20 protein-coding genes are annotated in these 22,118 nt (G+C 69.1%); 7 read left to right on the top strand and 13 right to left on the bottom strand.

Annotation, left to right across the window (positions count from 1 at the left end):
* Positions 1-87 precede the first annotated feature (87 nt).
* A complete protein-coding gene (locus tag BLR24_RS08465; protein WP_093015566.1) occupies positions 88-1,581 on the top strand; it encodes an MFS transporter in 1,494 nt (497 codons plus the stop codon).
* Here BLR24_RS08465 and BLR24_RS08460 read toward each other — a convergent pair.
* A complete protein-coding gene (locus BLR24_RS08460) occupies positions 1,536-2,768 on the bottom strand; it encodes an acetate/propionate family kinase (RefSeq protein WP_093015563.1) in 1,233 nt (410 codons plus the stop codon). The two genes, BLR24_RS08465 and BLR24_RS08460, sit on opposite strands and share 46 nt — an antisense overlap.
* An 89-nt stretch (positions 2,769-2,857) precedes the next feature.
* Between BLR24_RS08460 and BLR24_RS08455 the strand changes: the two genes are divergently transcribed.
* Together BLR24_RS08455 and BLR24_RS08450 are read left to right on the top strand one after the other, a co-directional pair.
* Positions 2,858-3,883 carry a LysR family transcriptional regulator gene (locus BLR24_RS08455; protein WP_093015560.1) on the top strand — a complete coding sequence of 342 codons (1,026 nt, stop codon included), beginning with the start codon at positions 2,858-2,860 and terminating at the stop codon, positions 3,881-3,883.
* 67 nt (positions 3,884-3,950) lie between these two features.
* Complete coding sequence (locus BLR24_RS08450; protein WP_093015557.1) at positions 3,951-4,424, top strand: GNAT family N-acetyltransferase; 474 nt, start codon at positions 3,951-3,953, stop codon at positions 4,422-4,424.
* Positions 4,425-4,438: 14 nt separating this feature from the next.
* Here BLR24_RS08450 and BLR24_RS08445 read toward each other — a convergent pair whose 3' ends face one another.
* A complete protein-coding gene (locus tag BLR24_RS08445; protein WP_093015555.1) occupies positions 4,439-4,783 on the bottom strand; it encodes a hypothetical protein in 345 nt (114 codons plus the stop codon).
* Between the two features lie 221 nt (positions 4,784-5,004).
* Here BLR24_RS08445 and BLR24_RS30650 point away from each other — a divergent pair, with 221 nt between their 5' ends.
* Together BLR24_RS30650 and BLR24_RS08440 are read left to right on the top strand one after the other, a co-directional pair.
* Positions 5,005-5,151, top strand: a complete 147-nt coding sequence (locus BLR24_RS30650; protein ID WP_175543225.1) for a hypothetical protein — start codon at positions 5,005-5,007, stop codon at positions 5,149-5,151.
* Between the two features lie 29 nt (positions 5,152-5,180).
* Positions 5,181-8,363: an autotransporter outer membrane beta-barrel domain-containing protein gene (locus BLR24_RS08440; RefSeq protein WP_093016307.1), complete on the top strand. Its 3,183-nt coding sequence runs from the start codon at positions 5,181-5,183 to the stop codon at positions 8,361-8,363.
* A 27-nt stretch (positions 8,364-8,390) separates the two neighbouring features.
* On the opposite strand, the gene BLR24_RS08435 is transcribed toward BLR24_RS08440, so the two are convergent.
* The 5 genes from BLR24_RS08435 to BLR24_RS08415 are packed head-to-tail and all read right to left on the bottom strand — an operon-like array spanning position 8,391 to position 13,774.
* A complete protein-coding gene (locus BLR24_RS08435) occupies positions 8,391-9,041 on the bottom strand; it encodes an FABP family protein (protein ID WP_093015552.1) in 651 nt (216 codons plus the stop codon).
* A gap of 60 nt (positions 9,042-9,101) precedes the next feature.
* The gene (locus BLR24_RS08430) at positions 9,102-10,460 is read right to left on the bottom strand and encodes an adenylosuccinate synthetase (protein WP_254787212.1); all 1,359 of its coding nucleotides are present in this window, start codon (positions 10,458-10,460) and stop codon (positions 9,102-9,104) included.
* A gap of 7 nt (positions 10,461-10,467) precedes the next feature.
* The gene (locus tag BLR24_RS08425; RefSeq protein WP_093015546.1) at positions 10,468-11,442 is read right to left on the bottom strand and encodes a hypothetical protein; all 975 of its coding nucleotides are present in this window, start codon (positions 11,440-11,442) and stop codon (positions 10,468-10,470) included.
* Between the two features lie 36 nt (positions 11,443-11,478).
* Positions 11,479-12,456: a serine/threonine-protein kinase gene (locus tag BLR24_RS08420; protein WP_093015543.1), complete on the bottom strand. Its 978-nt coding sequence runs from the start codon at positions 12,454-12,456 to the stop codon at positions 11,479-11,481.
* 7 nt (positions 12,457-12,463) lie between these two features.
* A complete protein-coding gene (locus BLR24_RS08415; RefSeq protein ID WP_093015540.1) occupies positions 12,464-13,774 on the bottom strand; it encodes a hemolysin family protein in 1,311 nt (436 codons plus the stop codon).
* A 23-nt stretch (positions 13,775-13,797) separates the two neighbouring features.
* On the opposite strand from BLR24_RS08415, the gene BLR24_RS08410 reads away from it, so the two are divergent.
* Positions 13,798-14,640 carry a symmetrical bis(5'-nucleosyl)-tetraphosphatase gene (locus tag BLR24_RS08410; protein WP_093015538.1) on the top strand — a complete coding sequence of 281 codons (843 nt, stop codon included), beginning with the start codon at positions 13,798-13,800 and terminating at the stop codon, positions 14,638-14,640.
* Positions 14,641-14,661: 21 nt separating this feature from the next.
* Here BLR24_RS08410 and BLR24_RS08405 read toward each other — a convergent pair whose 3' ends face one another.
* On the bottom strand, positions 14,662-15,381 hold the full coding sequence (locus BLR24_RS08405) for a GNAT family N-acetyltransferase (RefSeq protein WP_093015535.1): 720 nt from the start codon (positions 15,379-15,381) through the stop codon (positions 14,662-14,664).
* Between the two features lie 116 nt (positions 15,382-15,497).
* Between BLR24_RS08405 and BLR24_RS08400 the strand changes: the two genes are divergently transcribed.
* Positions 15,498-16,979 (top strand): MocR-like pyridoxine biosynthesis transcription factor PdxR, encoded by a 1,482-nt coding sequence (locus tag BLR24_RS08400; RefSeq protein WP_093015532.1) that lies wholly within the window; start codon positions 15,498-15,500, stop codon positions 16,977-16,979.
* Positions 16,980-16,983: 4 nt separating this feature from the next.
* Here the strand turns inward: BLR24_RS08400 and BLR24_RS08395 are convergent, their stop codons facing one another.
* The 5 genes from BLR24_RS08395 to BLR24_RS08375 all read right to left on the bottom strand — a co-directional run bounded on the left by BLR24_RS08395 (position 16,984) and on the right by BLR24_RS08375 (position 22,116).
* Positions 16,984-17,964, bottom strand: coding sequence for an ABC transporter substrate-binding protein (locus BLR24_RS08395; RefSeq protein ID WP_093015528.1), 981 nt, complete (start codon positions 17,962-17,964; stop codon positions 16,984-16,986).
* Positions 17,965-18,002: 38 nt separating this feature from the next.
* On the bottom strand, positions 18,003-19,166 hold the full coding sequence (locus BLR24_RS08390; protein WP_093015525.1) for a c-type cytochrome: 1,164 nt from the start codon (positions 19,164-19,166) through the stop codon (positions 18,003-18,005).
* 1 nt (position 19,167) lies between these two features.
* Complete coding sequence (locus BLR24_RS08385; RefSeq protein ID WP_093015522.1) at positions 19,168-19,965, bottom strand: ABC transporter ATP-binding protein; 798 nt, start codon at positions 19,963-19,965, stop codon at positions 19,168-19,170.
* Positions 19,959-20,915, bottom strand: coding sequence for an ABC transporter permease (locus BLR24_RS08380; RefSeq protein WP_254787225.1), 957 nt, complete (start codon positions 20,913-20,915; stop codon positions 19,959-19,961). Before BLR24_RS08380 ends, BLR24_RS08385 begins: the two co-directional genes overlap by 7 nt.
* Before the next feature lie 199 nt (positions 20,916-21,114).
* Positions 21,115-22,116 carry an ABC transporter substrate-binding protein gene (locus tag BLR24_RS08375; RefSeq protein ID WP_093015516.1) on the bottom strand — a complete coding sequence of 334 codons (1,002 nt, stop codon included), beginning with the start codon at positions 22,114-22,116 and terminating at the stop codon, positions 21,115-21,117.
* Positions 22,117-22,118 lie beyond the last annotated feature (2 nt).

Genomic DNA, 22,118 nt, shown 5'->3' with positions numbered 1-22,118 from the left:
ACGAAATCATATGTTCAATACATTGCACTGTACAAAATCATTGCCGCTCTCGACACTGGCGCTCCCTGCCCTGATCGAAACGGTTCCATGAAAACCCTGCGCACTTCTTCGCCTCTGCTGCCATTCGCCATGCTCGTGCTGACGCTGATCCTCGCGGCGCTCGACCAGACCATCCTGTCCACCGCGCTGCCCGTCATTTCTCGTGAGCTCCCGGGAGGCTGGCCGCTGGCGTGGGTGTTCTCGGCCTATCTGCTGGCCGCGACGGTGGTCATTGCGCTGTACGGGCGCCTGGCCGACGTGCTCGGCAAGAAGCCGATGCTGCTGTTGGCCATCGGCTTGTTCCTGGCCGGTTCGCTGGCCTGCGGAGCGAGCCAGAATGTGCAGCAGTTGGTGCTTGCGCGCGCGCTGCAAGGCGCAGGCGGCGGCGGCCTGATGACGCTCACCATGCTGACGGTTCCGGACCTGTTCGCGCCCGACCAGCGCGGCCGCTACCAGGCGCTGCTGGGCGCTGCATACGGGGTCTCGACCATGTTCGGCCCGCTGCTGGGCGGCGCACTGGTGGAGCATCTGTCGTGGCATTGGGCTTTCTGGATGAACGTGCCACCGGCCGCGCTGGCCTGGGGGGTGCTGGCATCGACCCTGCCCTCGAAGCCGATGGCGGTGGAAGCACCAGCTGCGGAGGGACAGCAGCGCATGCGCATCGATTGGCTCGGCGCGGCGCTGCTCACGGCCGCTCTTGTCTTGCTGTTGCTCGCCACCCAGCATGGCAACCTGAACTTGCCCGAGCGCGTTTCACTTTGGCTTCTGTTGGGGCTGGGAGCCAAGTTCGCGCTGGCTTTTATCTGGCGTCAACATCGCGCCGCGCATCCCTTGCTGCCGCTTTCGCTGTTCGCCCGCCCGGCCTATGCAGCGGTCAGCTTCATCGGGATGGCCAGCGGCGTTGCGCTCTACGCCGCGGTGGTGTTCCTGCCGCAATATCTGCAGATCGGCCTGCACCTTTCGCCCACGGGCTCTGCCTGGCACTTGCTGCCCTTGATGGCGGGCATCACCGTGGCGGCCGTGACCAGCGGCAAGCTGCTGCGTGCGCAAAGGCCCGCCGTCTCGGTGGCGCGTGTGGCCTGTGTGCTGATGTTGCTGTCGTTCGGCCTGATGGTGGGCGCGCTGCGCTGGCTTCCCGGTGAACCCCTGGCGCTGTCGGCGGCGCTGCTACCCCTGGGACTCGGGCTCGGGCTGCTCTTTCCCATCGTCACGGTGGTGGCGCAGCGCGTATCGCCGGCGCAGCACATGGGCATTGCCACGGCGGCACCCATCATGCTGCGCAGCCTTGGCGGCGCCGCGGGTGTGGCACTGCTGGCCGCGCTACTCACGCACCTGATCAAGCGGGAGCTTGCCACGTCAGGCGCACTGGCACACGGCAAAGCGGCGGATGCCGTCACGATGGCGCTGGGCCACGGCCTGCAATCCGTGTTCGGCTGCGCCGCGGTGGCCGCGCTTCTTGCGCTGGTCGCTTCGAACTGGCTGGTGCGGGCACGGCCTCACGAGGGGGTTGCGAAGAACGTCCTTCTCGAACCTGCGTCGTGAAGCGTGTGCCGCGCGATCACCGCCTCTTCGTCGGTCTTGAACACCCAGGCGCTGACACGGCTCTGCGGGGTGGTCAGCCGCGTCGCACCGGCAGCGTTGGCCCGCGCATCGACATCGATACCGAGCCAGCCGCACTCTTCGAGAATGCGCTCGCGAAGCTTAGCGGCGTTCTCGCCGATGCCGCCGGTGAACACGATGGCATCGACACCGCGAAGCGCCGCGGCAAGGCTGCCAATGTGCTGCACCACCTGCTCGACAAAATGCGTGATGGCTTCAGCGGCGGCGGGCAGGTTCGATGTCTCGAGTTCGCGCATGTCGCTGGACACGCCCGAAAGCCCCAGCAGACCTGATTCGCGGAACAGCAGTTTCTCGACCGCGTCGGCCGTCATGCCGCGCGAACGCATCAGGTACAGCACGACGGCCGCGTCGAGGTGGCCGCAGCGCGTGCCCATGGTGAGGCCGTCGAGCGGAGAAAAGGTCATCGTCGTCGCGACCGACCGGCCCTGCGCCATGGCGCACATCGAAGCGCCGTTGCCCAGGTGCGCGACGATCACGCGTTGCAGCGCGAGTTGGGGCGCAAGTTGCGCGAACTGCGCCACGATCGATTCGTAGGACAAGCCATGAAAGCCGTAGCGCCGCACGCCCGCGTCGTGCAGCGCGCGCGGCAGCGCGAAGCGGCGGTTCACGTCGGGCTGCACCGCATGAAAGGCGGTGTCGAAGCACAGCACCTGCGGCACGCCGCCAAAGGCCTGCATCGCGACGCGGACGCCTGCAAGGTTGTGCGGCTGATGCAAAGGCGCGAGTGGCTCGAGCGTTGCCAGTTCGTTCAACACCGCTTCATCGGCGCGCACCGGCGCCACGAAGTTCACCCCGCCATGCACGATGCGGTGCCCGACCGCGGCAATGCGCGCCCCGCCGCCCTGCCGCGCATGCCAGTCGAGCAGCGCAGCAAGCGCACCTTGGTGCGAACGCTGGTCGCTTTTCAGCGCGGCATCGTGCAGCGTGCGGCCTTCCGCGTCGCGCACGCGCAACCGCGCCTTCGGCCCCGCGCCCAGGCCATCGGCCTCGCCCGACCATCGGGCGGCGGGCAGCGCGCCGCCGTTGTCGCAGCCGCCCGCATCGAACAGCGCCGCCTTGATCGACGACGACCCGGCGTTCAGCGTGAGCAGCAGCAGCGAATCGGCCATGGCCTACTTTAATCCGCACCGGCTCGGACGCGGTCTTTATAGCCCCAGGGCAGCGGCCCATTGCGGGAAACTGGAACAATGCAGACACCATGGACGGCCTCGATCTCATCAAAACATTCCGCGAAGTGGCGTTTCGGCGCAGCTTCTCCCGCGCAGCCATCTCGCTCGGCATGTCGAAAGCCACCGTCAGCCGCTACGTGGCCGAGCTGGAAGAGCGCAGTGGCGTGCGCCTGCTCAACCGCTCCACGCGTTCGCTGAGCCTGACGGACGCCGGCCAGGTGCTGCTCGACCGCAGCGCCGAACTGGTGAACATGGCGGAGGCCACGCTGAACGACCTGCAGGCCCATGCCTCGCATCCGCGCGGGCGCCTGCGCATGAGCGCGCCGAACGGACTCATTGCCGGCTGGCTGTCCGACGTGATCGCCGAATTCATCAGGCTCTATCCCGACGTGTACGTGAGCCTGGTGTTCACCAACAGCGAGATCGACCTGATCGAGGAAGGCATCGACATTCACCTGACGGGCGGGCGCATCGACGACATGAACCTGATCGTGCGCCGGCTGGTGCCATTCGACATGGTGGTCTGCGCAAGCCCCACCTATTGGGCCCGGCGCGGCATTCCCAGGGTGCCCGAAGACCTGGCACGCCACGACGTGCTGAGCTATTCGGCCAAGCCCACCACCCACCTGCCCTTCGAGACCGACGGCAAGGCTGTCGACGTGGCGGTGCACAGCCGCATGGAGGCCAACGACGCGGTCGCGCTCATCGAGCTGGCGCTGCGCGGCGCGGGCGTGGCCTATGTGCCGGAGCCCCTGGCGCAGTCGCACATGGAACGCGGTGCGCTGGTGCCGGTGCTGCGCGAGCACATGCCGCACGACCACTGGCTGTATGCGGCCTACTCGCAGCGCCGCCACAACAGCGCGGCCATGCGCACGATGCTCGACTTCCTGGAGCAGTCGATGGGCCCGGCCAACGAGCCGCCGGTGTTCCCGCCGATGCCGCGCGTGGAAGCGGCTGCATGCGCCCTGTCCAGGGCACCAACAGACGTCGCTCCGGCCTCCCCACCGGCCACCGCGCCGGCAGATCGAACGGACAGGCTGGTGCGCCAATCATGACGATTGCCCATGGCGGGGCCGTGTCGTGTTGCAATTGCACGTTTTCAAACGTGCACGCAACCGACGCATGACGACCTCTTCTTCTCCTTCTCTCCTGATTCGCCCACCGACGCGAGACGACTACGCGGCATGGAAGCCGCTGTGGGACGGCTACAACGCCTTCTACAAGCGCGAAGGTCCCACCGCGCTGCCTGACGAGATCACGCAGGTCACCTGGCAGCGCTTCTTCGATCCCTACGAACCGGTGCATGCGCTGGTGGCCGAGCGCGAAGGCCAGTTGGTGGGCCTGACGCACTACCTGTTTCATCGAAGCACGACGCGCATCGAGCCGAACTGCTACCTGCAGGACCTGTTCACGCTGCCTTCGGAGCGGGGCCAGGGCGTGGGGCGCCAGTTGATCGAGGGCGTGTGCGCGCACGTGAAGGGCGTGGGGGCGCATCGCCTGTACTGGCAGACGCACGTGACCAACGCGGCCGGGCGCAGGCTCTACGACAGGGTTGCCAGCCACGACGGATTCATCGTGTACGGCACCTTCGTCTGAGCGGCGCGGCTCTCTCAGTACTTGATGGTCACACCGGCTTTCACGCCGTTGTTGTTCTTGCCATCCGATAGCACGCCGCCCGTGAGCGACACGTTGCCGCCCGTGCTCGCGCCCAGCGAGTAGGTGGGCCGGGGCGTGGTGGTGTCGGTGCCTATGTAGGTGCCGCTGCCGTCGGGCCGCTGCAAGCCCACGGTGGCGCCCCTGGTGTAGGCCGAGGTTTCGGTGGAATTGACGTTGGGCGCCACGTAGATGGTGCCCTTCTCGTCGCTGTCGACAGGCACCTTCACGGGCTCGGCCATTGCAGCGGCGGCGGCCGAACAGACGGCCGCGCCAAGGCACGCAAGGATCAGTTTGCTCATGCCCCCATCCTCGGGGCAAAGCGCCGCCGTGCCTGTAGGACGCAGGCGATTTGTCACGCTTGTGGGCGGCGGCGGCGGGGCGCTTGTCTCGCCCGGGAAGGGGCGCACCGCTCATGTGCACGGGCGGCGCAATTTCTACAGTGACTCCACCGGCGAAGTGCCTGGGCCCGATGCGGGGACCGGGCGGCGCCGGTCGGCCACACCGTCACTGGGAGACACGCATGGAACCGCTCAACCTGCAGCCAAGAAACCTGACGAACCTGCTGCATGAAGAGGCGGGCATGTCGTTCATGGAGTTCGCTCTGCTTGCTTCGCTCGTGGTGGTCGTGTGTTTGCTCCTGCTGCTTGCAGCACGGCGCGCGGCCTGAAGACGCAACAGATCGGCAAAGGTGAAACCATGAACAGAATTTTCCGGACGCTCTGGAATCCCGCACGTGGCGCCTGGGTGGCTGCACCCGAAATTTCGCGCGGCCACGCTCGCTCGGCCAGCGCCGGCAGCGGCCAGCGCGCGGCCGCGTTGGTCGGCCTGCATGCGATTGCCATCGCGGTGCTCTACCTGAGCGCCTCGGCGGCACTGGCAGCCGGTGGCGCGGGCGGCCAGCCCGTCAGCACCGCACTGCACGGCGGGGCCGGCGGCAGCGACGGCAGTGGCGGCAGTGGCGCCCTCAACGATGTCTATCTGGGCTCGCGCGGGGGCGACGGCGGATCGTCGACCGACGCCGGCGTGGCGGCGGGATCCGCCGCCGACATCGGCTCCTTCGCTGGCGCCACCGCGGGCGCGGGCGGTGCGGCGGGAGCCTCGCCGGGCGCCGACGGCGCCGCGGGCGAATCGCATACCGGCGGCTTCGGCGCCGGCAACGGATATGGCGGCGGAGGCGGCGGCGGGTACTACGGCCTGGCGATGAGTTCCAGCACCATGGCGTCCTTCGGAAGCTTCACGGGAGGCCGCGGAGGTGCGGGCGGCAACGGGTTCTGGGCGGCCGGCGGCGGCGGCGCGGGAGGCTATGGATCCACGCTGATCGGGCCTCTCGGCGACTACTATGCCTCCGGCAACTCCACGGGCGGCGCGGGCGGCAAGGGTGGCGACGCCTATTCGCAAGGCGGTGGGGGCGGCAGCGGAGGCGGCGGGTTCTTCATGCGCCCGACTTCGCCGGGATTCAACTTCGGCAACAGCGGCAACATCACCGGGGGTGTGGGCGGAGCCGGCGGCTCCGAGCTGCTGCCGGCCCGGTTCAACGCCGCGGGCGGCGGCGGCGGTGCCGGCGGGCACGGCGTCACGCTGGCGGGCAGCACCGTGACGGTCAACAACTCCGGCCAGATCACCGGCGGCGCCGGTGGCGCAGGCGGTGCCGGCGGCGGCGGAGCGGGCGGCACCGGTGCGCCCGGCGGCGGCGGAGACGGCGGCATCGGGCTCCGGTCTACCGGGGCCGGCGCAACGCTCATCAACGGCGGCACCATTGCCGGTGGAACCGGCGGCATCGGCGGGGCCAACAGCAACGGCGGCGCAAGCGGCGCCAATGGGGCCGGCGGCGAGGGCGTGATGGGCGCCAACCTCTTCCTCACCAACAACGGCACCATTGCCGGCGGGCTGGGCGGCGACGGGGTCACGCGCGCATCGGCTGTCAGATTCACGGGCGGCGGCAGCAGCCTGACCGTGAACGCGGGCTCATCGCTCGTGGGCGACATCCGCATCGACAGCGGGGCTGCCGCCAGCGTGATCCCCGGCGCCGAAGGCCTGAACATGGCCAATGCCTTGCGGATCGACGGCACGGGCACCATCGACACTCACGGCTACGGCATGACGTGGTCGGGCCCCATCTCGGGCGTCGGCGGGCTCGTGAAGGATGGCGCGGGCACGCTGACGCTCGGCGCAGCCAGCACGTACACGGGCGCCACCAACGTCGCCGCGGGCACCCTGCGCGCGGGCGCGGCCAATACCTTCAGCCACGCCAGCAACTTCACGGTGGCGCCGGGCGCCACGCTCGACTTGGCCGGCCACAGCCAGACCATCGCATCGATGGCCATCGGCGGCACCGTCTCGCTGCTGAGCAGCGTGCCGGGCGCCACGCTCACGGTGCAGGGCCCCTGGGTAGGCAACGGCGGCACGCTGCGCCTGGGCACGGCCCTCGGCACGAGCAGCAGCCTGAGCGACCGGTTGATCCTGTGCGGGTGCTCGGCCGTCGCGAGCGGCACCACATTCATACAGATCACCAACCTGGGCGGCCTGGGCGCGCTGACCACCGGCAGCGGCATCGAGGTGGTGACCGCGATGGACGGGGCCACCACGACCGCACAGACCACCCGCAGCGCCTTCGTCCTCGCGGGCGGCCACGTCGACGCCGGCGCCTACGAGTACCGCCTGCATGCGGCGGACGCTGCCGGCGCGGGCGAGAACTGGTACCTGCGCTCCGGCATCATCGTCGCGCCGCCGCCGCCTCCTCCGCCCCCTCCTCCTCCGCCACCGGCACCTCCGGCGCCCCCCGCACCATCGGCACCGCCGGCATCGCCGGCACCCCCCGCGCCGCCTGCACCGCCCGCGCCACCGCCGAACGAAGGCGACCCGCTGAGCGACGATGGCAGAACGCCGTTGGCGGCAGCCGGCGTGACGGTACCCACCTACCGTGTCGAAGTGCCGCTGTACGCCGCGCTGCCGGAGCAGTTCCGCCAGGCCAACCTGGCCATGGTGGGCAACCTGCATCAGCGCGTCGGCGACGATACGGCCGCCGCCATCACCGCAACAAACGGCCAGGGCTATCGGCAGGCCTGGGCCCGCATCATCAGCATGGACCGCACCATCGGCCAGGCCGGCACCGTGAGCCCCCGCAGCGAAGGGCGACTCACGGGCTTCCAGGCGGGCGCCGACCTGTGGGCCAACCCCAGTTGGCACGTGGGCCTCTACGTGGGCGAGCTCGAAGGCCGCATGGACGTGAACGGCTTTGCGCGCGGCTTGCCGAACTACGCGGTCGGCTCCAACGAGCTGCGAAGCCAGTACCTCGGTGCCTACGCCACCTGGAAGAACGACAGCGGCCTGTACCTGGACGGCGTGCTGCAGGCCGGGCGCCACCGCTACACGGCATCGACCGCGCTGGGTTCCGCCGGTTCGGGCAAGGGCGACAGCCTGCTGGCCTCCATCGAGGTGGGCCAGGGCTTTCACATCTCGCCGGACTGGATCGTCGAGCCCCAGCTGCAGCTGGTGCACCAGCGCGTGAGCCTGGACGACGCCCACATCGTCGGTGCCCTGGTGCAGCAAGACAGCCACAGCGGCTGGCTGGTGCGCGCTGGCGTCCGCATCAAGGGCGAGATGACCACCGGCGCCGGCCCGCTGCAACCCTATGCGCGGCTGAACCTCTACCGCAGCAGCAGCGGCACGGACGTGACCCGCTTCATCGGTCCGGCGGGCTACACCGACATTGCCACACGCACCGGCGGCACCAGCACCGAGCTGGCCGCGGGCGCCACGCTGCGGCTGACGCCGGGCATGAGCCTCTATGGCGAGGTGGGCAAGCTGTGGGCCTCGGGCGGCGGGGCGCGCGTGAAGAGCGGGCTCAACGCCAGCGTGGGTCTGAAGGTGCGTTGGTAAGGGGCGCCGCCGGCTCTGCTAGCCTCGCTATGCAATCACGGCTGCCGGCGCATCGGGCATCGCCAGGGGGTTGAGCCCCGGCGCCCCGACACGCGTCAGCGTGTTGCGGTCGGTGTGATGAAACGGCTCGGCCTGCCCCTGGATCTGCATCACCGTGTCCTGGTCGTAAGACCAGGTGCCGTCGGCATTGATGGTGACGGTGATGTTCCACGCCAGCGTGGTGAAGGCATGCTCGATGAAGGGGTTGGACACGATGCCGTTCACCAGGCTGCCGCGCTCGGCGCTGAGCGTGAAGCGCGTGTCCCCGGCCTTGGCGTGGCCGCTGGCCATGGCCACCTGTCCGCGCGGAATGGCCAGCGTGTGCAGCACGGTCTCGGTGGCCGGCTCCCAGAGCCAGTAGCCCACCTGGTCGTGGTACATCTTGGTGAGGCCGGGCTTGTGGATGTAGGTGTGGTAACGCAGGCCATACAGAAGCTGGGGGCCGTTGGTCTGCGGATCGATTGGCTGCAGTTCGTAGCGCTCGACGTAGACCTGCGTCTTCGGGCCTTCGCGCTTGGGCTTGACGTCCACCCCGCGGCTGCCCTCCCAGATGCCGGCCATGGCGCGCAGCGGCCCGAGGTTGGCAAGCGTGTCGGGATCGGCGTTGGGCTCGGTGTAGATGTCTTCGGTCGGGTTCATGTGGGCTGTCGATCGTGGTGATGGCTTCGGATTCTGCTTGAGGGTGCTTGCGCCGGTTTTTCAGATCTGGCCAATCTGGCCAATGGCATGCAAGGACCGCACCGCGCCGCGCGCAGGCCCGAATGCGCCGTAGCGCACGCGCTGGCCGCTCAAGGCTTCGACGCGTTCGATCCATGCCTCAGAGGTGGCGATGCCGCCGGGCTCGTAAAGCGGCTGCGCGCCTTGCAGAAGTTGCGTCAGCCGGTGCTGCTGCTCGAGGTCCGTCGCGTCGTCGGCCAACGGCAGCGACGCGAGGCTGGCGCCGTCGGCGGTGCGATAGCCCGCGCACCAGCGGAATCCCGCGCCTTCCACTGCATCGAGATGGCTTGCCACCAGCCCATGGAGCGGGCCAACCGCCGCGAGCGCATAGCGCAGCAGCATCGCATCGGGATGGCCGCGGCGAAACGCGCCTTGCCAGCCTTCGTCGGCGTTGTGCGGTTCGGCCAGCCGCTCGTCGAGCGCGCGGTCGTGCGTGGGCAGCGGCCCGGGGCCGTGGCGCGTGATGTAGCTGCGCAGCACGCCAAGGTGCTGCACGGGCGCGTCGATGCCGGCGTCGCGCAGCACGGCTTCAACGGCGGCGGTGGAAATGGTGCTCCACGTGGTGTGCGGATGAAAGCCGCGCCACTCGTCGAGCAGCACGCCCTGTGCGCCTTCGAACAGCACGGCGCCGGGGCGCGCCAAGCGCTGGCCGATGGCGTCGGCGCTTGCGGGTGGCGACAGGCGCAAGCACGGCGCCGCCGCGTCGAGCCAGCGCTGCGCAAGCGTCGTGTCGCCGAGCAGGGCCAGTTCCTGCGCGGCCTCGGCGTGTGGAGGTGCCGCATCTGCAAACTCGCGCTGCAGCGCGATGCGCAGGGCTTCGAGCTTTTCGAGTGCGCGCGCGGGGTGCCGCATGTCGCCGTAGTGCAGGGCCGTGCCGGGCGCGGCCAACGCCTGCCGCACCGTTTCGCCGACGCCCACGCCACAGCTGCCATGCGCCGCCGCTCCCCTCACCCATTCGCGCAGGCGGCCCGCGGCCTGGTGGAACGGCGTGGTGACGCGGCAGCGCGCATCGATCAGCAAGCGAGCGAAGGCGTTGTTCACGCCCACGCGGCGCAGCGCTTCTTCCTCGACGCGCAGCGCGGTCGGGTGCACCACCACCGGGCTCGCGAGCACGGTCGCCACGCCGGCGTGAAAGCTGCCGGCGCCAAACTGCGAAAAGGTGTGGTGGCGGCCGTCGGCCAGCACCACGTTGTGGCCGGCCTGTGCGCCGCCGTTGAAGCGCACCACGGTGTGCGCCTGCAGCTCGCCGCACAGGTGGTCGGTGAAGCGGCCCTTGCCGCAGTCGCCAAAGCCCAGGCCGAGCAGCGAGACGTAGCGCGTCGGGTGTGCCGGGGAGCTCACACGGCGGTCAACCGAAGAGCCGCTTCCACCACGAGGAACGAGGCGCCGAGTCCGCTGCGGCGGGCGGTGCGCGCCGCGGTGCCAGCGGATCGAGCAGCGCGGCATAGCCATCGAGCGCATGCAGCACGCCGGCGACGCGTTGCTTCTCCATGCCGGTGGCGGCCATCACCTTGGCCAGGCCGTCGAGATGAGGCACGGCCTTCTCGGTGAGCGCCACGATGCCGGCGGCCACCGCGCAGGCGTCGTCGGGCGAGTCCATGCAGATCACGTGATCGCCGAGCAGTTCGCGCCAGCGCGGCTCGCGGCGGCGGCGGCGCTGTGCGTCGGGAATGAGGAAGAACAGGTGGCAGGTTTCGGCGGCGGCGGCAATGACTTCCTCGATCGGAATGTCCTCGTCGAGCTTTTCGCCGATGAGCCCCTCGACCTGGCGGCGCGAGACGGCGGGATACGGCAGCTCGTCGCCGGTCACGAACAGGTAGCCGCGCTTCTTGCGCTTCACCCAGCAGTCCATGTCAGTGTGCTGCGCCATCACGTAGAAAGCCAGCTCGTAGCTTTCTTCGCCGCTGCCGCCGCCCCCGCCTTCGAGATAGCTCCAGGTCAGCCACTGGTCCATGAGCGGCGCGGTCGATTCGAACTGGCCCACCTGCAGCGAAGCCTGGTCGGAATTCGCATCGCCGATGGCCATGAACATGAGCTGCGGATCGGCCACGCCGCAATCGGTCAAGAGCTTCATGAAGGTGGGCAACTCGCGGCGCGCGAGGATCTGCGGGATGTCGCCCATCGAGCCCGTGACGTCGAGCGCGAACGCAATGCCCAGCGAGTTGGGGTGGTCGGCGTTGTCGCGCGACTCGCGCACCTTGAGCCCGTGCGGGTTCATCAGCGGGTGCGTAGCGGTCTGGGTGAACACCTCGGAACCGGGCTTGGCGGCGCGGTCGGCAATGAGTGCCGTGTGAGCGGCGTGCGAGTAGTTTCCGTAGCCCATGGGTGCGTGCTCCTCTGTTTTCTTCGATGGTTGTTTTCAGGCGCCGGGCGCCGGGTCGAAATGAACGAACTGCGGCGTGCCGAAGGCTTCGTGCGATGCGGTGGACAACGCCTGCTCGATGCCGCGCGCGCCCAGCCGCTGGCATTCGGCGGCGTCCTCGCTGCATCGGCGCAGCAAGGCGGCGAGCGGCGCGGGCGTGCGGTCGCCCAAACCGGGGCTGTCATCGGGCTTGCCGCCGTGCAGCACGGCGCGCACGGTCCAGGCGCTTTGCATTAGGTCGCGCGCCGCGGCGGCGGCATGGGCGGGCCCGGACGCCTGCTGCGCGCGCGACCAGCCGACGATCAGCACGCCATGGTCGCGCGGATGCACGAGCGCATGCGCGGGCGACAGGTCGCGATGGGTCCAGCCCGCGTCGTGCACGAAGGCCAGCACCTCGAGCATGCGACGCCAGAGCCACACGGCATGCCGCGCATCGATGCCCCGCGGGTTGGCCTGCTGCAGGTTGTGCAGGCTGCCCCAGAAACCGGGCGGGTGGCGCAGTACCAGCGCCTGGCGACTACCGTCTGCAAGCCCTTCGGCCAGCCCCGTGCCCACCGGCTGCGGAAGGCGGCGCGTGAAATATGAAGCGCCCGGCATGGCGAGCGACTGCAAGCCCTGCAGCACCGCGGCTTCGCGCAGCAGCACGGCGCCGTCAGCGGATTCGCGTGCCAGCTTGACCGTGACGCGCTCCGGCAGCGCACCGAGCCGCTCGGCCAACAGCACTTCGCTGTGCTCGCCGATGGCCAGCGGTGCCAGCACGCGGTAGCGCGCGCCGCGCCATTGCAGCGTGCGCCCGGTGTCGCCGTGGTCGGCATTCGCCCGGCGCAGCGCCGCGCGAAAGCTCTCGCGCTCGACAGTTTCCTCGCCCCGCGTGATGGTGGCGCCGCAATAGTTGCAGTTGACGGTGCGCCAGCGCGCGGCACGCGGCAGCGGTGCCGAGCATTGCGGGCAGCTGAGGGCGAGCAATGAGAGCATGGCGGGCCTAGTCGTCCCTGGACGCCGTCTTGTCGGGCGCGGCCAGCACCCGGTCGATGCGGCGTCCCTCGAGTGCGGCGATCTCGAAATGCCAGCCGGCGCAGTCGATGACCTCGCCGGTCTTGGGCAGATGGCCCGAGACTGCCATCAGCAAACCCGCAACAGTGTTGTAGCGCCCGCGCTCTTCTTCAGGCAGCTCGCGAATGCCGAGCCGCGCACGCAACTCGGAAACAGGCATCAGCCCGTCGAGCTCCCACACGCCGTCGGGCCGCTCGCGCGCCCAGGCGTCGGTCAGGGTGCCGGGCTGCAGTTCGCCGGTGATGGCTTCGAGCATGTCGCGGGGGGTCATGAGGCCCTGCACCACACCGTATTCGTCGACCACGAACACGAGCCGGCCGCCACGCTCGCGGAATTGCTCGAGCAGCTCCATGCCGGTGAGCGTCTCGGGCACGAACACGGCCGGCGCGGCCTCTTGCCCGAGCACGCCGTCATGGCCGGTACCCAGGCGCAGCAGGTGCGCCACGCTGATGACGCCCACCACGTCGTCGAGCGAATGGCGGCACACCGGATACCACGAATGCACGATGTTGAGCGCACCCGCATCCGCCACTTTCTGCAGTGCCTCAGCCACGGTGTCCGACGCGTCGAGCCATTCGATGTCGGCGCGTGGAACCATGAGCGACGACAGCCGGCGGTCGTCCAGGTGGAACACGTTGCGCACCATCTGGTGCTCGTGCTGCTCGATCACGCCGGCATCCACGCCCTCTTCGAGGCTGGCCGAAATTTCTTCCTCGGTCATGGAGCGCGCGGCATTGGCGTCGATGCGCAGCAGCTTCAGCACCGCGGCGGTGGCGCTCGCGAGCAGCCACACGAAGGGCTTGGCACCCTTGGCGAGCCCCCGCATCGGGCGCGACACCCAGCGCGCCACCGGCTCGGGGTAAAGCTGGCCGATGCGCTTGGGCACCAGCTCGCCGAAGATGATGGTGAAGAAGGTGATGCCGGTCACCACCACGGCGGTGGAAACCACGCTGGCCGTGCCGCGGCCCATGCCCAGGTGCTCCATCCACACGGCGAGCGGCGCCGCGAAGGCGGCCTCTCCCACGATACCGCTGAGCATGCCGATCGAGGTGATGCCGATCTGCACGGTCGAGAGGAAATGGGTCGGCTCCTCCATCAGCTTGAGCGCGGCTTCCGCGCCAGCGTCTCCTGTCTCGGCCAGCGCTGCCAGGCGCGCGCGCCGGCTGGTTGAAAGGGCCATTTCGGACATCGCGAACAACGCATTGAGCGTGGTCAGCATGGCCAGCAGGAGAACATCCATGAACAGGGGGTGAAAATGAGGACATGGCACTTTACTTGATCGGCGACATCCAGGGCTGCGACGCCGCCCTCCAGCGACTGCTCGACAAAATCGGTTTCTCCCCCAGCCGCGACACCGTCGTCCTGCTCGGCGACCTGGTCAACCGCGGGCCCGACTCGGCCGCCGTGCTGCGGCGCGTGCACGGCTTCGGCGCCTCGGCGCTGAGCCTGCTCGGCAACCACGACCTGCACCTGCTGGGCGTGGCGCACGGTGCGCGCAAGCCCAGCCGCAAGGACACGCTGGCGGCGCTGCTCGAGGCGCCAGACAGCGAAGTCATGCTCGAGTGGGTGCGCCAGCAGCACATGGCGCTGCACATGCAGATCGATGGCGGCGACTTGCTCATGGTGCATGCCGGCGTGCTGCCGCAGTGGACGGTGGGCGACACGCTGGTGCTGGCGGCCGAGGTCGAATCGGTGCTGCGCGGCCCTGCGCTGGGCGAGTTCTTGCTCGGCATGTACGGCAACGAGCCGGCGCAGTGGAGCGACACGCTCACCGGCGGCGCGCGGCTGCGCGCCATCGTCAACGCGCTGACACGCATGCGCTTTTGCACGGCCGACGGCGTGATGGAGTTCGAGAGCAAGGACGGCATGCGCCCCGCCCCCGAAGGCTTCATGCCCTGGTTCGACGTGCCCGGTCGCAAGACCGCGAATGCCACCGTGGCCTTTGGCCATTGGTCGACGCTCGGCTGGCTTTCGCGGCCCGACCTGCTCTCCACCGACACCGGCTGCGTCTGGGGCGGCTGTCTCAGCGCGGTGCGCATTGGCGCCACGCTGGACGAGCGCGAGCTGATCCAGGTGAAGTGCGAACAGGCGCAAAAGCCCGGCTGAACCTGTCAGGCCCGCAAGCCGTCAGCTGCTGCGCGGCAGGCGGAAGCGGTCGAGTGCCATGCGCTGCCTGCCTTGCGCGTCGAAATTTTCCGGCGCAAGCCAGCGCTCGAATGCCGTGCGCAACACCGGCCATTCGCTGTCGACGATCGAGAACCACGCGGTGTCGCGGCTTCGGCCCTTGTAGACAATCGCCTGCCGGAAGATGCCTTCGAATTGAAGGCCCAGGCGCAAGGCAGCGCGCTTCGACGGCTCGTTGCAGCTGTCGCATTTCCATTCGTAGCGCCGGTAGCCGAGTTCGTCGAAAGCCAGCTTCATCAGCAGGTACTGCGCTTCGGTGGACATCGGCGTCTGCTTCAGCAGCGGAGAAAAAACGACGACGCCGACCTCGATCGTGCCGTGGGCCGGGTCGATGCGCATCAGCGCCAGCGTACCGACGGCCCGGCCGGTCTGCAGATCGATGACCGCGAAGTGCATGGGATCGGCGCTCTGCGCGGCGCGTTCGATGTAGGCCCGCGTGCTTGCCACGTCGGCGGGCCGTTCGAAGAACAGGTAGGTCCAGTCGCGATCGTCGGGTGCCAGCGCATAGGCGGCGTGGAGGTCGTCGGCGTGCCGGGCGGCATCGAGCGGTTCGAGCACGCAGTAGCGCCCCACGATGGGGCGGCGCGGCGGCTGGGAACGAGGCGTCCATTCGGGCACCAGGGGACCGATGGATTGGCCGTATTCGTTGTGGCGAGCTGACATGGGGAGGCTTTCGGAAGCAAAGGTAGCGGCAGTGCCGGGGAACGGTAAAGTACGCCCGGCGTGGCGCTACAGGAAGTACCACGCCATATTCATTTCATGGTGCCACGTTTTCGCTCATGAGCAACCTTTCCCACCTCGACGCGGCCGCACTGTTCGAATCCCCTCTGGCCCGCGATCGCGAGGCCGGCTCGATGCAGCGCCAGCTGCACGAGCGCCTGAAGCGCGCCATTCTCGACGGCAGCCTGGCGCCGGGCAGCCGGCTGCCCGGTTCGCGCGCGCTGGCCGAGGCGCTCGCTGTCTCACGCAACACCGTCACCGCAACCTACGAGCATCTGGCCGCCGAGGGCTACGTGCGGCCGGACCGCCAGGGCACGCGGGTCACTGAATTGACTTCACCGGCGTTGCCGCGGCGCTTGGGCAAATCCGCGGGCGCGCCGGCCACTGCGCGTCGCCTGGCCGGCATCAAGCCGAGCACGCCTTTCACCATTCCGGACGCGGCCCTGCGCCCGGGCGTGCCGGCGCTGTCGCACTTTCCTTCCGCAGCCTGGCGGGGGGCACTGGACCGGGCCATGCGTGCCGCCAGCCCGGCCACGCTCGGCTACGGACCTCCGCTGGGCGAGCCGCCGCTGCGCGCGGCCATCGCACGGCACCTGGCCATTGCGCGCGGTGTCCGATGCGACGCATCGCAGGTGGTCATTGCCGAAGGCGCACAGGAAGCCATCTCCTTGTGCGTGCGGCTGCTGGCGAATCCCGGTGAAACGGGTTGGGTCGAAGACCCGGGCTATCGCGGTGCGAAGGCGGCCATGCATGCCGGCGACATGCGCATCGTGCCCGTGCGGGTCGACGCAGAGGGCCTGTGCGCGAGCGCGAACGACTGGCAGAAGCACCCGCCCCGGTTGATCTACACCACGCCCTCGCACCAGTACCCGGCCGGTGCCGTGCTGAGCATCGCGCGCCGACTGGCGCTGATCGCAGAGGCGCGCCGGCACGGCGCATGGATCATCGAGGACGACTACGACAGCGAGTTCCGCCACACCGGCGAACCCATCGGAGCCATGCAGGGGCTGGTGGACGACGCCCCGGTGCTCTACATCGGCACCTTCAGCAAGACGATGTTCCCCTCGCTGCGGCTCGGCTTCCTGGTGCTGCCGCGGCAGCTCATGGCGGTGGTGCAGACGGCGCTCGGGGAAATGCTGCGCGGCGGCCATCGCCACGAACAGCTGGCCATGGCCGACTTCATCGAGAGCGGACAGTTCAGCCGGCACCTGGGCCGCATGCGGCGGCTCTACCGCGAGCGGCAGCAGGCACTGCGGCTGGCGCTGACCCGGCACCTCAAGGTGCCGCACGAGATCGACGGCGGCTACTGCGGGCTGCACCTCACGGTGCGGCTGCCGCCTCGCTTCGACGACCGGCGGATCGCCACCGAAGCGCTGCGCCATCAACTCGCGCCCGTGCCGCTGTCGAGCTTCGCGATCCAGCCGAAGGCGGCGGACAACGGCCTGGTGCTGGGCTACGGCAACACCTCGGCGGAACTCTTCGAGCCGCTGGTCAAGCGTCTGTCGCAGCTGGTGCGCGCCGCCGATCGCAGCCGCGCGTGATCGATCAGCCCTGCGCCGCGACCCCAAAGCCCGTGTCGAAGGTGGTCTTCACATCGAGCGGTTGCTTGATGAGCCCGACCTGGCGGTAGAAGTCCGCCGTGCCCTGCTGGTCGGCAACGACCTGCGCATCGATAGGCACCCACTTCTGCTGGCGGCGTTCGAACTGAAGCTTGGCCGCCTCGGGCGGAATGCCGATGATGCGCGCGAGCGCGGCCGAGTAGGCGTCGACATTGCGGTACGACCAGAGCTGCGCCTTCACCACGCGCTGCAAAAAATCCTGCAGAACCGGCCGCTTGGCGGCAATGGCGGCATCGGTGGCCGCGAGGTAGCTGAGCCCGGGCAGCAGCCCGCGCCCGCTGACGAGCACGCGCGCGTGGTGGCTGACTTCGGCCAGCGCGGTGTAGGGCTCCCAGGTGGCCCAGGCATCGACCGAGCCCTGCGTGAGTGCAAGCTTTGCATCAGCCGGCGCAAGAAAGCGGATGTTCACCTCCTCGGGCTTGAGGCCCGCCGCGGTGATGGCCTTGAGTGTCACGTAGTGGCCGATGGAGCCGCGGTTGGTGGCAATGCTCTTGCCCTTGAGGTCGGCGGCGGTCTTGAGCGGTGAATCGGGGCGCGCGAGCACCGCCGTGCCATAGGAATCCGAACGGTTCGCGCCGATGGCCTTGACACGCGTGCCGGCGGCAAGCGCGAAGACAAGCGGCGCGTCGCCGATGGGGCCGGAATCGACGGCCGCCGCATTCAGCGCTTCGGCCAGCGGCGCGGCCGCGGGGAATTCGGACCACTGGATGTCGTAGTTCAAGCCTTCGAGCCCGCCGGCCGCTTCGAGCAGCGCGCGCAGCCCGCCCTTCTGATCCCCGGCCTTGAGCACCGGGCGGCCCTGCGCATTGGCTTGGAACGAGAACGCAGGCAAGCTGATGGCCGTGGCCGCGGCGAGGCTGTGCGTCAGCAGCCGCCGGCGCGATCGATCAAGGTGTGATGAGTTCATGGGTTCTCCGTGTTCGTTGCGGGGTGAAGGAAAAAAGATCAGTGGATGAAGCCGCCCTTGACGAAGCGCACGGGCTCGGCGTCCATGCGGGCGATGAGCGCGCCCAGCCCGTCGGCGGGCAAGGCGGCGCCCTGCCCCGCCCGGGCGGGCGGGCGTTCGCTGCGGCAGACCAGGTCGTCGTCGGACCAGCCCGCTTTGCCGGGCTCGCCGCGCACGCGCAGCCAACCGTCGCGGTCGGCGATGAGCTGCGTGCCGGCAAGGCGGTCGGTTCCGGTTATCAAAGCCAGCGCCTCCCACGCGGCGGCGGACTGCGCAACGCAATCGGCGGTGGCGCTCGATGCCATCGGAGACGGCGGCACGAGCAGCACCGTCACGAGCCGCGGATCTTCAGCGGGCGCCGCGTTGCCGGCGACGATGCGCACACGCTGCCCGCGCCAGCTTGCGAGCGTGCGCGGCGGCTGCGAACCGCAGCGCACCGCCATGTCGGGCAGGCCGATGGGCTGTGGCCAATTGCCGAGCGCGCGCAAGTTCTGCCCGGCGCCCAGCGCCTTCATGTAGTCGATGAGCGCCCACGCCTCGGCCTCGTCGATCTTTTCGCCGAAGCCCGGCATCGTGGCCCCGCCATGCTGCGTATCTCGCGTGCCATGAAGAATGCGCCAGAGCAGATCACCGTCGGCACGCCGCCACAGCAAGGGGCCGTTGAGATTGGGCGGCCAGACTGCCAGCGAAGCCGCGAGCGGCCCTTCGCCCCTGCCGTCAACACCATGGCATGCGACGCAGTTCTGTTCGTACAGCACGCGGCCGCGTGCGATGGAGGCTGCTGTAAAGCCGGGCGGCGCGGAGTGAAAGCTGGTCGGCGTTGCGGGCACCAGCACCACGTGCGCCTGCGGCCATGGCGCGGCGATCAGCAGCATCGGCACCACTGCCAGAAAGTAGAAGCGCGGGCGCCGCCACAACAACGCGAGCAACAGCGCAAACAGCGCTGCGGAAACAAGGACCAGCGTCCACGCAAGGCTGCGCGCCTGGCCCAGGTCGATCAACAGGTTTTCGCCCGAGAGGCGATGCGACCATGGCCAGGCCGCTTGGCCGTGCACCTGCCGTGCGAGCCCGAGCGCATCGAGCACGCGCAGCAGCTGCAGCTGCGCGCTTTGGAGCAGGCCGATCAGCAGGTTGAGCCAATCGGCCTGCGGCGTGCTGTTCATGTCACCACGTCGCGTCGAGCCCCAGGTGCCTGAGCGCCTCGTGGCGCAGTTCTGCCAGCCGTGCATGGCCGCGATGGCGGGGATACGGCAGGTCGACCACGATCTCCGCCGCGATGCGCGCCGGCCGGTCGCTCAGCACGATCACGCGGTTGGCGAGGAACAGCGCCTCCTCCACGTCGTGCGTGACGAGCAAGGCCGAGAAACCCGCGCGCTGCCACAGGTTGACCAGCTCGCTCTGCATCGAGATGCGCGTGAGCGAATCGAGCTTGCCGAGCGGTTCGTCGAGCACAAGCAATTGCGGATCGTTGACGAGTGCGCGCGCCAATGCCACGCGCTGCGCCATGCCGCCCGAGAGCTGGTGCGGAAAGGCTTTTGCAAAGTCGGTGAGGCCGACGAGCTTGAGCGCCTCGTCGACTCGCCCGCGCTGCGCCTTGAGCACGCCGCGCGCCTGCAGGCCCAGCGCCACGTTGTCCCACACGCTGCGCCACGGGTAGAGCGTGGGGTCCTGGAACACGACGATGCGGGACGGGTCGGGCCGCGTGATGAGCGCATCGTCCTGCGTGATGCGGCCGGCCGTGGCGGGTTCGAGCCCAGCCACGAGGCGCAGCAAGGTCGACTTGCCGCAGCCGCTCGGCCCGAGCAGCGCGACGAACTCTCCCGGCTTCACCGTGAGGTCGATGTCGTCGAGCACCTGCAGCGGCCCCGCCGCCACATCGAACCAATGGCTCACACCGCGAATGTCGATGTGTGCGCCGGACTGGCGCACACCCGCTTCGGCAGCAACTGCGGCGGCTACCATTTGACGGTTCCTTTCTGCCACGACAACACGCGGTCGCGCACCTTGAAGAGCAACGTGATCAGGCCCGAGCACAGCACGGCCATCACGATCAGCGCGGCGTACATGTTCGAGTACGAGGCCCAGCCCTGCGCCCACGAAAGATAGAAGCCGAGCCCGGCCTTCACGCCCATCATCTCGGCCGTCACCAGCACCGAGAACGCCGCGCCCAGGCCCATGAAGAGGCCCACGAACACCTGCGGCAAGGCCGCCGGAATGGCCACGCGCAGCACCAGGAAACGCTCGCTCGCGCCCATGGTGCGCGCCACGTCGTAGTAGTTGCGGTTGACGCCCGCCACGCCGGACCAGGTGAGCACCGCGACCGGAAAGCCGGTGGCCAGCGCAATCAGGAACACCGCGGCCGCATAGCTCGATGGGAAGAAGAAGAATGCGAGCGGCAGCAGCGCCGAGGCCGGCACAGGCCCCAGGAAGCGCAGCACCGGATGCACCCAGTAGCCCGCGATGCGCGACCAGCCGATGGTCACGCCCGTGAGAAAGCCCGCGAGCGCGCCCAGCACGAAGCCGTGGGCGAGCAGCCGCGCCGAGTGCAACAGACTTTCGCCGAGGCGGCGCCAATCGTCGATGTAGGTTTCGACGAGGCTCTGCGGCGGCGCGAAGAACGGCGTGGGGAGCAGCGCGAGCTTGGCCGTGGCAATCTCCCAGATGGCGAAGAGCACGGGCAGTGCGACGAGCCAAGGGCCGGCGGGCCGCAGCGCCCGTGCGACGCGGCCGGCACGCGGCCCGAGCAATGCGACGGCCAGCAGCAACGCACCGATGGCAATGGCTGCGATGCCGAACTCGTCGGTATAGGCCCAGTCGCTGAAGCCCACGGCCTGGTTCGGCCAATAGATCGTGAGCAGGCCGAGGGAGAGCCATGTCGCAGCGGCGGCGAAGCCGATGCGCCATGTGGGCAGGGCCTTTTGGATACGGGGCGATGTCGATGCGGGAGCAGGCGTGCGTTCGGGCGCCGCTGCCCCCACCCTGGCCCTCCCCCGGAAGGGGAGGGAATCGAAGCCCAATGCGGGGTCGGGGGTGCTCACTGGTGCACCCTTGGCGCTGCGCGCCTTCCCGCCAAGCGGGAGCGAGCTTGCTTGGGGCGGCCCGGCGCGGCGCTCATGCCAGCGGATCGAAAGAGACATGCTCGGCGAAGCGCACCGGATCGGTGGTCTTCTTGAGCACGCCGACGCTGCGGAAATCGCGCGCATAGAACTCGACCTCGTCGCGCAGGTTCTTGCCGAGCGGATGGTGGTTGTGCGTGAGCGTGCCGAGCAGAGCGCGCAGGTCTTCCACCGGCACCTTGGGCGAATACTTGGCAAAGAGCTTCGCCGATTCGTTGGGGTTCTCCGCCACGTAGTCGGAGGCTTGCGCGATGGCGCGCACCAGCGCCGCCACGGTCGGCTTGTCCTTGCGCACCAGCTCACCGCGCGCGCCGACGATGCAGCACACCTTGTCCTTGTATTCGCCAGAGAGGTTGCTCGCAATCTCCACGAAGGCGCCCTTGTTGCGCTTCTCGATCAGGTAGACGTTCGGGTCGCCGTCGGCAATCGCGTGGATCTCGCCCTTCTGCACGGCAATGTCGAGCAGGTCGGCCGGGTACTGGCGCCAGGTCACGTCCCTGTCGGCATCGACGCCGTTCTTCGCAAGCAGGATCGAGAAGAAGTTCTTGCCCGGGCTCGCAATGTCCGACACGCCGATGATCTTGCCCTTGAGGCTGGCAATGCTGGTGGCGCCCGCCGCCTTGGCGCCCATGAGCCGCACGCATCCACCGTGCGAGCTGCCGACGATCTTCACGTCGAAGCCCGACTCCAGCGGCTTGAGCCAGCGGTGGATCATGCCCACGGCCGCATCGGCCTTGGCCGTGGCCAGCGACTCCAGCAACTGGTCGGTGGAGCCGGTGTAGTTGATCAGGTCCACCTGGAGCCCATTGCGCTCGAAGTAGCCGCGCTCCTGCGCGACGACGACGGGCGAGAGGCAGAACGCGGCGGCGTTCCAGGCGAAGGTGAGCTTGCGCGCCTGCTGCGAGAACGCCTGCGAGGCAATCAGCCCGCCCGTGGCGACCACGGCGGCGGCGCCGCCTGCGCGCAGGACACCGCGGCGTGAAAGGGATACGGTCATCG

The sequence above is a fragment of the Variovorax sp. OV700 genome, assembly GCF_900099805.1.
Classification (GTDB): domain Bacteria; phylum Pseudomonadota; class Gammaproteobacteria; order Burkholderiales; family Burkholderiaceae_C; genus Variovorax.
Note: the sequence above shows the minus strand (reverse complement) of the source record. Positions and strands in the feature narration are given on the sequence as shown.

Excerpts from the sequence above, each read along its gene's own strand:
- BLR24_RS08465 (WP_093015566.1), top strand. The coding sequence starts at position 88 with ATGAAAACCCTGCGCACTTCTTCGCCTCTGCTGCCATTCGCCATGCTC.
- BLR24_RS08460 (WP_093015563.1), bottom strand. The coding sequence starts at position 2,768 with ATGGCCGATTCGCTGCTGCTGCTCACGCTGAACGCCGGGTCGTCGTCG.
- BLR24_RS08455 (WP_093015560.1), top strand. The coding sequence starts at position 2,858 with ATGGACGGCCTCGATCTCATCAAAACATTCCGCGAAGTGGCGTTTCGG.
- BLR24_RS08450 (WP_093015557.1), top strand. The coding sequence starts at position 3,951 with ATGACGACCTCTTCTTCTCCTTCTCTCCTGATTCGCCCACCGACGCGA.
- BLR24_RS08445 (WP_093015555.1), bottom strand. The coding sequence starts at position 4,783 with ATGAGCAAACTGATCCTTGCGTGCCTTGGCGCGGCCGTCTGTTCGGCC.
- BLR24_RS30650 (WP_175543225.1), top strand. The coding sequence starts at position 5,005 with ATGGAACCGCTCAACCTGCAGCCAAGAAACCTGACGAACCTGCTGCAT.
- BLR24_RS08440 (WP_093016307.1), top strand. The coding sequence starts at position 5,181 with ATGAACAGAATTTTCCGGACGCTCTGGAATCCCGCACGTGGCGCCTGG.
- BLR24_RS08435 (WP_093015552.1), bottom strand. The coding sequence starts at position 9,041 with ATGAACCCGACCGAAGACATCTACACCGAGCCCAACGCCGATCCCGAC.
- BLR24_RS08425 (WP_093015546.1), bottom strand. The coding sequence starts at position 11,442 with ATGGGCTACGGAAACTACTCGCACGCCGCTCACACGGCACTCATTGCC.
- BLR24_RS08420 (WP_093015543.1), bottom strand. The coding sequence starts at position 12,456 with ATGCTCTCATTGCTCGCCCTCAGCTGCCCGCAATGCTCGGCACCGCTG.
- BLR24_RS08415 (WP_093015540.1), bottom strand. The coding sequence starts at position 13,774 with ATGGATGTTCTCCTGCTGGCCATGCTGACCACGCTCAATGCGTTGTTC.
- BLR24_RS08410 (WP_093015538.1), top strand. The coding sequence starts at position 13,798 with ATGGCACTTTACTTGATCGGCGACATCCAGGGCTGCGACGCCGCCCTC.
- BLR24_RS08405 (WP_093015535.1), bottom strand. The coding sequence starts at position 15,381 with ATGTCAGCTCGCCACAACGAATACGGCCAATCCATCGGTCCCCTGGTG.
- BLR24_RS08400 (WP_093015532.1), top strand. The coding sequence starts at position 15,498 with ATGAGCAACCTTTCCCACCTCGACGCGGCCGCACTGTTCGAATCCCCT.
- BLR24_RS08395 (WP_093015528.1), bottom strand. The coding sequence starts at position 17,964 with ATGAACTCATCACACCTTGATCGATCGCGCCGGCGGCTGCTGACGCAC.
- BLR24_RS08390 (WP_093015525.1), bottom strand. The coding sequence starts at position 19,166 with ATGAACAGCACGCCGCAGGCCGATTGGCTCAACCTGCTGATCGGCCTG.
- BLR24_RS08385 (WP_093015522.1), bottom strand. The coding sequence starts at position 19,965 with ATGGTAGCCGCCGCAGTTGCTGCCGAAGCGGGTGTGCGCCAGTCCGGC.
- BLR24_RS08375 (WP_093015516.1), bottom strand. The coding sequence starts at position 22,116 with ATGACCGTATCCCTTTCACGCCGCGGTGTCCTGCGCGCAGGCGGCGCC.